This window comes from Candidatus Pelagibacter communis (assembly GCF_001179985.1).
Lineage (GTDB): Bacteria > Pseudomonadota > Alphaproteobacteria > Pelagibacterales > Pelagibacteraceae > Pelagibacter > Pelagibacter ubique_J.
In genome coordinates this window covers 124160-135765 of the sequence record NZ_CVSI01000058.1, presented here as the reverse complement: position 1 = coordinate 135765, position 11606 = coordinate 124160, and the positions used below count along the sequence as shown (strand labels likewise).

Here is an 11606-nt window from a genome sequence, read left to right as displayed (position 1 = left end):
TTAAATTTTGAGTTTATTTAAGGCATTATTTTTAAATATGTTAGATTCTCTTATGTATCTTCTAACCATCTGAGTTGTTTTGTGACCAGTCATTGCCATTATACTACGTTCATCAGCACCAGACTCTGCAGCGACAGTTGCAAAACCTGATCTTAGACTATGACCTGCGAAATTTTTATTTTCTATACCTGCTAAATTTAAATATTCTTTCATTAATAAAACTACTGATTGATCAGTTAATCTTTTGTCAGTTAATGATGAACCTTTTGAAAATCTTCTAAAAATTGGTCCAGATTTAATTCTAGAAATTTCTAACCATTTTTTAAGATTAATAATTGGACAATAAGTTTCATTAGTGAAGTAGGGCAGTCCTTTAATCATCCCTTCACCAAATTGATCAGTTTTTGATCTTTTAACAGTGATTTTGATCCCCTCAGGTACAAATTCTAAATCTTCATAATCAATTGAAATTAGCTCAGTTCGTCTAAAACCACCTCCAAAGCCCACTAAGATTATTGATTTATCTCTATACTTCTTTATGTCCTCAATTTTTTGTTCATCAATTACATTAATTATTGATTTTAAATGATTGATTAATATAGGTTTTTTTCCTTTTTGAATGCTTCCATTTACCCTTTTTATTCCCATTAAATTTTCAACAATAATTGGATGTTTTGTATCTAAATAATGACCTTTTAGTTTATGGACCATGCTAATTGACACTAATCTTCTTCTTAAAGTACTGATTTTTGAATTTTTAGAAAGATGAGTTAGGTATAAAGAAACAATTTTAGGTTCTGATGGTAACGAATTTAAACCATGCTTAGCACAAAAAGCTCCAAAATCTTTAAAGTCTGATTTATATGCTCTTAAAGTGTTATTTGCTTTTGAACTTTTGAGGTTATTTAAAGTTGCCTCATGAAGCGATTTTAGATCTGTTGTCAGTTCATTCATAAAATTAGTATTGATAACAATTAATTATCATTAGTAATATATTATCAAAAATACTTTGTCAATAACAAAAGTTATTAACACAATCCACATGGGACCCCTTAAATCAATCAAAAAGTGATACATACAACCATTATCATTTGTTAATTTTAATTAATTAAGGGGCAACCCTTAACTGGCCGACTGGGGAAAGGCCGAGAGGACCAAGCCCAGGGGGCAGAAAGTCTTACGGAGTAGCGCTAAAATCGTAGGGCGGAAGGCATGGCGGTAGCGCATACAACGACGTGCCAAAACTACTGTTCTTTGCACCGTAAAAAGTGCAGAGAAACAGGGGTTTTTTCTCAATGAAAGGCACTAAATTTCAAATCAAAGTCTGGAAATATCTCAAAAAGATCCCTAAAGGATCAGTCAAAACATACAAAGATGTTGCAAAAGCTATAAATCAGCCTGAAGCAGCGCGGGCTGTAGCAAATGCCTGTGCTATGAACCCATATGCCCCCAAAATACCCTGTCATAGAGTAATTAGGTCAGATGGAGGCCTTGGTGGCTATTCTGGCAGAGGTGGGGTAAAAAAAAAAGTAAGTTTATTAAGGTCTGAAAAAGTTCAAATTTAACCTTTTTTAGTAGATATAATGTTTAAAAAAGCTAATAAAATCAACAATTATTGATCAATTTACTATTATTAAAAGAAATTATTATATTTCACCCTTTAGTTGTACCATATAAAACAATTTGCTTAAATTTGACCCTTCTATGTTCGTTTAAATGGCATATTCAAATACTGCATCGCTCTACTATTTAATAATATCAACACTTTTAGAAAAATCTATTTTATAGTTTGCAAACGATATTTTTCCCTAAAAAGTCTTATATTTCAGTGTTTTTTTAATATTAGTAAATAAAACAATTAATTTATTAGTATTATTAATTAATTAATTTTATTTAGATTTATCAATTTCTAATAAGTAAATAAATTCAATAAAAACAATAGTATAAGTCTTAATATTAAAGTAAAACTTTCATAATTAGTAAACTAAATTTACCTATATTTTTATTTTCTTAACAATATTCTCTCTTCTAGAAATATATATTCCACTAAAAACTATAATAAACAAGCCTAAAAAAGTCCAACTATCAGGAAAATCACCAAAGAAATAATAAGCAATAATGATATTAGTCACGATCTCAAAATAACTAAATGGTGCTAATTTAGATGCATCAGCATACTTCAAAGATAAAATAATAAATAAATGACCTATGCATGCGAATAATCCAATTGCTGCCATTATAAACCATTGATTAAAAGTTGGAGAAACCCAAACAAAAGGTATGAATGTTGTAGCGATAATGGCCCCTACTACACCTGTTAATAATAAAGTTAATAATGGGTTATCTGAGGTGCTAAGTTTACGAGTAATTATTAAATAAAAACCATACATAATACCAGTTCCAAGTGCTGCTAAACTTGCTAGATTTATTTCTAATAAACCCGGTCTAATAACGACAAGAGATCCTATAAAACCAATGATAACTGCTGTCCATCTTCTGTAGCCCACTGACTCACCCAAAAAAAGAGGTGAGAAAGCAGTTACAACTAATGGAGCCACAAATGCAAGTGTTAATGCTTTAGGAAGAGAAATAACCGAAATTGAGTAAAAAAAACATATGTTTGCGGTTAATAAAATCAAACCTCTAATTAATTGTAATTTTGGTTTGTCAGTCCAAACTAAATATTTTTTAAAGAAAAAAAACATTAAAGGAAAAGTAAATACTACAGTGAAAAAATATCTAGCCCAAGTTATTTGAAGAACTGGAAGTTCAACGCTTAAATATTTTGCAAAACCATCCATGATGGGTAACATTACCCAGGCTAATAAGTTCAAAATTATAGCTTTCATTAAGAAAAAAATCTTAATGCTATATAAACTACTATTGGTATTGTTACAAAAGAAATTAAAGTAGAAACAACAATGGTGCTGGCTATACTATCTACTATTTTTTTAGGTGAATATATTGAACCAACTAAATAATTTAAAACCGCGCTTGGCATTGAACATTGTATTAGAAGTACCCCAGCGGCAAATCCTTTAAGATCAAAAATAAAAATTAGTAAAAAACCAATAACAGGACCAATTATCATTCTTGTAAAAGACGAGATTAAAGCATTGGACAAAGAAAATACCTTTAATCGGGTAAGGGCAATACCCAGAGACATAAGTATAAGAAAAATAGTAACGTACATTAACCATTCTGTGGTGTTAACAACAAATACAGGCATTTTTATACCGTAGAAAAGCATAATTGCAGAAAATATGATTGCATAAAATGGAGGATTTTTAAGTATTACATTTAAATTAAATTTTCTGTCAGCTAAAAAAACACCTAAAGTAAAGTGGCATAGTATAATTAGAGAAGTTATAGATGCTGATACACCCAAACCTTTAGAACCATATGCAAACATACAAATAGGTAACCCCATATTTCCAGTATTAGGAAAAATTAAAGGTGGTAGCTCCCTAACAATATCCTTAGTTTTCAATAAATATAGAGTAAAAATGCCTACCAAAGCAAATAAGCAAATTGCTAAAAGATAATACCAAAAATAATCTCGAAATATTTCAAAGTTTATACCTGTAGAGGTTATTGCATAAATAACCATTGCAGGAGTTCCAATATTTGCAGCAAAACTAGTAATAAAAGTAGTATCTATTTTTGGATTATTTTTGCCCAAATAATATCCGATGCCTACTACGAAAAATACAGGAAATAATACTTCAAATAATTTTATATATATTTCCATTTAGTTGTTAGGTACATAAACTAGATCATCATGTATCCAGTTAACTAATTTATAGTTTTGATCTTCCATAAATTTATTTATTGATGAGTTTAAAATACTATCTATTTTTAAATTGTAATATTCAGAAACATTAAAATCTATAAATTCCAGGACAACAAGTTTAGGCTTATATTTTTTAAAATCTAATCCTTGTAAAACATCTATTTCTGTACCCTCAACATCTATACTTAAAAAATCTATTTCTTTATCTTTAAAATGAGTACTTTCAATAATATTATTTAAGGTAAAGGTTTCAACTTGTCTTACCTCGCGTGCTTTATTTGCCGCAGCTTGAGATAGAGTATTGATTGCAGAACGATTATGAAAAAAATAGAGATTTTTTTTATCAACAGAATTAGATATTGCAGCTTGTATATTGGTGTCACCTTTCCTAAAGAAATTAAACATATCAATTGCACCGAAATCTAGATCAATATTAATACCCCTCCAGCCTTTTTTATATAAAATATAAGTATTATTATTTAGTAGTGGTTGATGACAACCTATATCAACAAAAAAACCGTTTTTTTTATTTTTAAAATAGTCTTCTGCCATCATATCTATGCCCCAATTTGAATGAAAGCGTCTCTTATGTAATATTTTAATAGATTTTAAATATTGATAAAAAAAATAAATTAATTTAAAAAAATTCATATTTTTTTTAGATAAATACTTATTTTTTAATTTTTCATCTAATTTCATTATTTCAATTTTATGTTTATTAAATTAATGATTCCAAATTGCGGTTTTTTTCATTTTATAGTCAAAAGATTTAGACAAAATATATTCAGACACGATATCTGAATTAAAATATTTTAAATATTTTTTTTTACCATTTTTTGCTATTTTTTTTCCTTCTTTTTTATCAATTTTATATTTATTTAATTTATTACTAAGGTCATGGATATCTTTATAAAAGATAATTTCTTTATTTGAAAAAAAATCAGTCAATAAAGTTTTTTCATCTATAAATGTTAGTAAACCATTTCCGACTAGCTGCACTATTCTATCACTGCTGTAATACTTTATAGGCTTTCCTCTGCTTAAATTTAATCCCATGTAAGAATTGGCTATTTTCTTAATAAACTGATCTGCCCAAATAGGTTGAACATTATTCATTCCATAAACATCAAATTTTATATTTTTGTTTAAATTAATTAGTCTATTTATAAAATTTTCTCTATCATCACCTTTTCCTGACTTTAATTGACCTCTATGAACGCCATGACTCATTGCAAAAAAGACATCAAATGGACAATTTTTATTAAAGTTATTTAACGTTTCAAATGAGTTATCTGCAGGATTTGGCATGAAATAAGAGTTAGGTATATTTATAGATAAGGCAGATGGATCTGTTGTCAAAAAAGTAGTATCTAAAAAATTAATTTTATCTAAAATTCTTTTTGAATTACTTTTATGATCTGGTCCAAATTTTGATAACGGGTCTAAAAACCACTGAGAAAAAATTACATTTTTATTGATGTCTTTAATCTTCGATAATGTTGAATTTAAAACTCTATCAGCGTGTCCCAAAATTATTATATCTGGTTTAAAATTATTGAATGATTCGATAATTTTATTTTGTAAGGTCTGTTTGCCAGAAAAATCTTTTAAACTTTTATAATTATGAATAATATCTCTATCACTTAATGTTAAGACATTGTGACCATTTCTTATAAAACCATTATTAAGTCTACGCCCAGTATTGTAATGTAGCCTACCATCAAACCGCTCGTTTAAATTAGTTATATGCATAATTTTAAAAGAGTGATCTTTATGGGTATAAAATTTTTTATTGACAACAAATGTATCTCTTATCTCATCAATTAAATTAGAAATATACTCATGATCAAACTCAAAATTTTTATAATTAAGTTTTTGGTATTTTAGTAATAATTTATTATTTAAAATAAGACTTTCAATTTTTTTATATAATTCTTCTGAAGAAAGATTTTTTAAAATTAAAGCATTTTTAGAAGTTTCAGGTAATCCTCCCCTGTTGCTTATGATTACAGCGCAACCCCTGCTAGCAGCCTCTAAACTTGTTCTACCGAAAGGCTCTTCCCATCTCGAACAAACCACAGAAATACTAACTTTTTTTAAAATATTTAATACTTTTTCGTGTTTGACATAACCAGAAATTTTTAGATTTTTGTGCTCAAAAAATAATTTCTCTCTTGGTTCATCTCCAATTACTATTGCTTTCCAGTTTTTATATTTATTCAAAATTTTAATAATTGTTTTTCCAAAAATATCATAGCCTTTTGCACTATTTAATTTACCTATAAAAGAAATTAAATTTTTTTTTTTGGTAAAATTTATTTTAGTTCTATTTGTTGACTGATAACAAACTGATGTTTTTTGTTTAAGTAGTTTTTTATTGTCAATGTCGATAAAAAATCGTTCTTGAGACCATTCACTATTAAATAAAATTTTATCAATTTTATTTAATAAAAATAATCTGTCTGCTACTGATTTAGATCCATTCATTGATAATGGGTCATTATGAAAATACAAAATAATTTTTTTATTTTGTAAGTTATTTAAAAATTTAATGTAATTCGGTCTATTATGTATTTCAATTATGTCAGAATTTATTTTTTTTTCTTTTTCCAAAAACTTAACTATGTAATTCTTTGAATTACTTTGTATTAATGATCTGTTTAATTCAATGTTAATATAGTTTTTAAGAAAAGGTTTTTGATTGGTCATATTTCCAAAAATAAAAGAACTTTTAGAAAATTTACTATTTTGAATAGTATCTTTTACAAATAGAGAGACGGCGCCAGCATTAACAGATGAAAAATTTTCTTTATAGGGAAGTAAAACAGATATCTTCATTTATCTAAAAAAAGTTTTTTAATTTTGGTTCTTAATTTATAATTGTGTTTAAGTATATATTCTTCTTTTAAAGCAATATTTTTAGATTCATACCCCTTAGTATAAGCAAGTTGCCAATATCTCCCTCTAGTGAATTTAGCACCTTTAGAATTGTTATGTAAAAATAGTCTTTTTTTAATATTATTTGTGCACCCAACATAAGAAAGCCCCTTTTTACTTTTTGTATGTGTTGTTACTATTAAATAAACGTAATATTTCATACTGGCGGTCCCTAGGGGAATCGAACCCCTCTTTCATGAATCATTAACATTGTATTTTATAGCTTTTTTCAACTTCAAAATCAAAAAATTAGAATCAAGTGTGCCCAGAGTGTGCCCGCAATCACTAAAAGTTTTTTCATTTAGGTTATTCTAAAATATCTTTCATAATTGGTTCGAATAATTCTTTACAAATTAGCAAATCTGATTTCATATATGGTGTCAAATAATTGCCAGTTTTTGCGTGATACTCATATCCATCCTTAATATAATTTCTGTGTATTAATTCAACATGATCAGTAACTCTTTGAATTGCAATCTCAGCATCCAATTTCATATTTTTTGACAATACTCTCATGCTAAAAGACATTATAGCATTAGCGGCTTCCTTAAATTTATTTCGTAATTCTTCATCTGTTGTAGATCTTCTTGCATAATTCAAAACAGCCGTACATCTATAATAAGTATAATAAATGAAATCTTTATCATTATAATTTTTCTCCATGTAAGTTTTAAGACTGACCATTGATTGACTAAAAGAACTAGTACTTATCAACAAACCTAGAACCACGATCCCTAAAAGTTTTTTCATTTAATGATTATACCAGTGTGCCCACAGTGTGCCCAGTGAGAAATTTTTAGCACAATTATTTAAATAAGTGTTGCTGTATCTAGCAACTAGTGGCGGTCCCTAGGGGAATCGAACCCCTCTTTCATGGATGAAAACCATGTGTCCTAACCGATAGACGAAGGGACCAAAAAACAGTCTTTTATTGCAAAAAAAAATATTAATCAAGTTTAAAGAATTTATATCAATATATCTTTTATAATAATTTGATTTTTTTTTTTACCATCCCAAAAATATTGATCAATAGTGCCAATTAAACTAAATTTTTTTTTATAATTAACTAAATAATTACCAATTGATGTATTAACTGCGTCAAATGCGATCGATTGAAATGATCTTTTTTCTTTATTTTTTAAAATACAATTTATGTGTCGATTATTAATAATTTTTGTTTTAATAGACTTAAGATTTTCAAATAAAAATAACGGCTGTTGGTTATCGTGACCAAAAGGTTCTAATTTCTTTAAATCAATAAAGATAGAAGAATCATCTTTGGGTAATAATTTTTTAAAATCATAATAAAAAGTATTTATTTTTTTTGACTTTCGATATTCTGTATTTATGAATTCTTTTAATTTAATTAAATTTTCTTTTTTTACTACAAAACCAGCAGCCATATTATGACCTCCCCCACTTTCTATAAGTTTAAAATTTAATAATTTATTTAATAAATTATTTAATTTAAATTGACGAGTAGATCGAATTGAACCTTTATAAAAATTAAAAGACTTTGTGATTACAAAAGCAGGTCTATTTAATTTGTCTTTTAATTTACCTGCAATAATACCCAAAATACCTTCGTGAAATAATTCATTTTCTTCGAATATGACTTCTTTATTATTCTCGTATTTTTTTAAATCTATAAGGTTAATACAAAAATTTTCAATTTTTTTTCTCTTAAGATTTAAAATTTGTATTTCTTCTACGATTTTTTTAATTCTATTTAAATTTTTTGAACAAAGTAATTCAACAGAAAGTTTTGCATCTTTTAGTCTACCTGGTGAATTAATCATTGGACCTATAGAATAAGAAATATCTGTATAGTTGACTGATCTCTTTAAAGATAAGAAGTTTAATAACTGTTTAATACCTGGATTTTCAATTTTATTAAATTTATTTAAAGCAATCTTTGAAATATGTTTATTTGAATGTCTTAAGGGCATAAGGTCACAAATAGTTCCTAAAAGTGCAAAAAAAAGAAAATCATAAATATTAATTTTTTTTTTTAATTCATTATTCAAAAAATTTATTAAATAAAAGGTTAATGCAGCAGCACAAATATTCTGTCCCATATAATCTTTGGGATTTTTCATCGGATTTATCATATTTAATGTTGATGAAATTTTATTGTTAATATGATGATGGTCTATTATTAATACTTCTATTTTTTTTTTTTTTAAAAAATTAACAATTTCTGTAGAATTACTCCCACAATCTACAAAAATTACAATTTTTGTATTTTTTTTTAAGTTTTTTTTTATTAAGTCTAAATTAGGACCATATCCATCATCGAATCTATTTGGAATTAAATAATAATTTGGAATTTTAATATAATTTAAAAAATTTACTAAAATTGCAGTAGAACAAACTCCATCAACATCATAATCACCATAAACTAAAACTAATTCCTTTTTTTTAATAATGTTTATTAATAAATTTTTAGCTTTCAAAAAGTCCTTGTTATTAAAAAAGGGATTATTTAATTGAAATTCGTTATCTAATTCTTTTATCTCATCAAATGAATAATTTCTATCTAAAATGAGTTTTGATAAATCGTATGATAAGTTATTATCTACAGATATTTTTTCAATAATCCTATTATTTAATTTTCTCTCAGACCATTTATTTCCTGAGACAGATATCATGTAATTTTTTGTACTTTCTCTTGTATTTTTTTTTTAATGTTCCTGCTTTTGTGAGTAACAAAAGTATCTGTCATAAAATAATCACCAGATATTTCTATACCTTTGACTAATTCGCCGTTTGTAATTCCCGTAGCACAGAATATGCTGTCTCCTCTAACAATATCTTTTAATTCATATTTTTTTTCTAAATCAACGATGCCCATATCTTTTGCTCTTTTAGTTGCAATATCATCATCAAATATAAATCGACCTTGAAAACCACAATTATAAGCATCAAGTGCACATGCAGCTAAAACACCTTCTGGTCCACCACCTATACCTAAAAAAAGATCTACTTCATATTTTTTGTCTGTTACTAATAGTGCGCCTGAAACATCTCCGTCAGAAATTAATTTAGTTTTTAGTTTTAATTTTTCAGCTTCTTCAATAATATCTTTATGCCTAGATCTGTCTAAAATACATATAGTTATGTCCTCAAGTTTTTTATTTTTAAAATCAGCCAAATTTTTTATATTTTTTGAAAAATCATAGTCTAAATCAATAACCCCTTTTTCTATATCAGATCCGTAAGCTATTTTATTCATATAAGTTTCTGGAGCATTTAATAAATTATTTTTGTATGAAGCGGCAATAACTGACAAAGCCCCGGGTAAATTATTAGCAGCAAAATTTGTACCCTCTAAGGGGTCAACAGCGATGTCTATTTCTGGAAAGTCATTATTTCCTAAAATTTCACCAATATATAACATTGGGGCTTCATCTATTTCTCCCTCTCCTATTACAACTCTTCCCTTCATTTCAATATTGTTTAAAACTTTTCTCATGGCATCTGTTGCAAGTTTGTCCACTTCATTTTTGTTCTTTTTTCCAATTTTGGGAAGTGTTGCTATTGATGCTTGTTGTGTAACTTTAACAAATTCTTTTAAAAATTTTTCTTCAATGTCCATTAAGCTTTTACTTCATCAGGCACATTATTTAATTTAGTTTCAAATTCTGACAATCTTCTTTGAACAGAAATTAACTCTACTATTATTGGCCAACTCCTTACTAAATATTGTAATGAGTTTTCTACCTTGTTAAAAGCTCTTGCAATTTGTTGAACAAATCCTAACGTGATAGCTCCTGTGACTATTGTTGGGGCTAAAGCTACATATGGTACAATTACCATACCTTGCAAATAACTCCATTTAACTGCATTAAAATATAAATAGTGAAAGTACATTTTAAAATGAATTTTACGAACGTTTCCATACAAAAAATTTACACTACTTGATCCTGCATTATTTATATTATCTTCTCCTAATACTAGTTCTTTTCTATAAGCTGCCTCTTCTTTTTGAATATCATATTCAATTCCAGGTAATTTAAATCCAACAGCAGCTAGTAATAACGTTCCACCTAAGGCTGATACTATAGCAACCCAAACTAAAGCATGATTAACTTCACCAAAAAAAGGTAACATGGTAATTTGTTTTGATAATCCCCACAATATTGGTAAAAACGCAACGAGTGTCATTAAGCTTCTTAGAAGCTCCACACCCAAACCTTCCATAATCCTCGCAAATTTTAAAGTATCTTCTTGAACTCTCTGTGAAGCCCCTTCTGTTAAACGAGCTTTATACCAATTTTCATGGTAATAATCAGCCATTGCTGTTCTCCATCTAAACGTCCAATGACTAGTAAAATAATCTGTAGCGACAGAAATAACCATCCACACACCAGCAATTTTAGCAAATGTTAAAAGATAAGATATAAACTCTTTCTCTGATACTGAGTTAGGGGTTGTTAAGGCCTTTTGTAAAGTATCATAAAATTCACCGAACCATTCATTAATCATTACGTCAAGTTGAACTTGGTACCATGTAGAAACTAATATTATTAATGAACCAAATATGCTCCAAGGATACCACCTTTTATTTGTAAAAAATTTAAACATTTATTCTAAAAAATTGTCAGTATACGATTTTTTAACAAAAGATCTTTGATTATTTTCAATTAAAACAAATTCAATTTTATTTTTATTAGCATATTCTATTGCTTGATCTTTAGTATCAAAAAAAAGTTTTAATTCAGATAGAGTATTTGTTGAGCTTTCCCAACCCATTAAAGGGTTAATAGATATCGAATCGTCAATATATTCAAGTATCCACCTTTTAGTTTTGCCAATACCCGATTGCATTGATGTTTTGGTAGGTTTATATATTTTTGCTTTTTTCTTTGTCATA

General features: G+C 27.3%; 12 protein-coding genes and 1 tRNA gene. 1 reads left to right on the top strand and 12 read right to left on the bottom strand.

Going from position 1 to position 11606, the window contains the following annotated elements:
• The gene (locus tag AMN80_RS02995) at positions 1–954 is read right to left on the bottom strand and encodes a site-specific integrase (protein WP_075520506.1); all 954 of its coding nucleotides are present in this window, start codon (positions 952–954) and stop codon (positions 1–3) included.
• A gap of 341 nt (positions 955–1295) precedes the next feature.
• On the opposite strand from AMN80_RS02995, the gene AMN80_RS02990 reads away from it, so the two are divergent.
• Positions 1296–1565: a methylated-DNA--[protein]-cysteine S-methyltransferase gene (locus tag AMN80_RS02990; RefSeq protein ID WP_075520505.1), complete on the top strand. Its 270-nt coding sequence runs from the start codon at positions 1296–1298 to the stop codon at positions 1563–1565.
• Between the two features lie 429 nt (positions 1566–1994).
• Here AMN80_RS02990 and AMN80_RS02985 read toward each other — a convergent pair whose 3' ends face one another.
• The 11 genes from AMN80_RS02985 to AMN80_RS02935 all read right to left on the bottom strand — a co-directional run bounded on the left by AMN80_RS02985 (position 1995) and on the right by AMN80_RS02935 (position 11605).
• Positions 1995–2849 (bottom strand): DMT family transporter, encoded by an 855-nt coding sequence (locus AMN80_RS02985; protein ID WP_075520504.1) that lies wholly within the window; start codon positions 2847–2849, stop codon positions 1995–1997.
• Positions 2849–3751, bottom strand: coding sequence for an AEC family transporter (locus tag AMN80_RS02980; protein WP_075520503.1), 903 nt, complete (start codon positions 3749–3751; stop codon positions 2849–2851). Before AMN80_RS02980 ends, AMN80_RS02985 begins: the two co-directional genes overlap by 1 nt.
• Positions 3752–4492 (bottom strand): FkbM family methyltransferase, encoded by a 741-nt coding sequence (locus AMN80_RS02975; RefSeq protein WP_075520502.1) that lies wholly within the window; start codon positions 4490–4492, stop codon positions 3752–3754. It lies immediately after the preceding gene.
• Between the two features lie 24 nt (positions 4493–4516).
• Positions 4517–6631, bottom strand: a complete 2115-nt coding sequence (locus tag AMN80_RS02970) for a glycosyltransferase family protein (RefSeq protein ID WP_075520501.1) — start codon at positions 6629–6631, stop codon at positions 4517–4519.
• A complete protein-coding gene (locus tag AMN80_RS02965; protein ID WP_075520500.1) occupies positions 6628–6891 on the bottom strand; it encodes a GIY-YIG nuclease family protein in 264 nt (87 codons plus the stop codon). The genes AMN80_RS02970 and AMN80_RS02965 overlap by 4 nt, the downstream gene beginning before the upstream one ends.
• A gap of 145 nt (positions 6892–7036) precedes the next feature.
• Positions 7037–7480 (bottom strand): hypothetical protein, encoded by a 444-nt coding sequence (locus tag AMN80_RS02960; protein WP_143323378.1) that lies wholly within the window; start codon positions 7478–7480, stop codon positions 7037–7039.
• Between the two features lie 90 nt (positions 7481–7570).
• Positions 7571–7645, bottom strand: a tRNA-Glu gene (locus AMN80_RS02955).
• A 50-nt stretch (positions 7646–7695) separates the two neighbouring features.
• The gene (gene recJ, locus AMN80_RS02950) at positions 7696–9381 is read right to left on the bottom strand and encodes a single-stranded-DNA-specific exonuclease RecJ (RefSeq protein ID WP_075520498.1); all 1686 of its coding nucleotides are present in this window, start codon (positions 9379–9381) and stop codon (positions 7696–7698) included.
• Positions 9378–10328, bottom strand: coding sequence for a class II fructose-bisphosphatase (glpX, locus tag AMN80_RS02945; protein ID WP_075520497.1), 951 nt, complete (start codon positions 10326–10328; stop codon positions 9378–9380). The genes recJ and glpX overlap by 4 nt, the downstream gene beginning before the upstream one ends.
• Positions 10328–11317: a putative transporter gene (locus AMN80_RS02940; RefSeq protein WP_075520496.1), complete on the bottom strand. Its 990-nt coding sequence runs from the start codon at positions 11315–11317 to the stop codon at positions 10328–10330. Before AMN80_RS02940 ends, glpX begins: the two co-directional genes overlap by 1 nt.
• Positions 11318–11605: an ETC complex I subunit gene (locus AMN80_RS02935; RefSeq protein ID WP_075520495.1), complete on the bottom strand. Its 288-nt coding sequence runs from the start codon at positions 11603–11605 to the stop codon at positions 11318–11320. It abuts the gene before it with no gap.
• Position 11606: the final 1 nt, after the last annotated feature.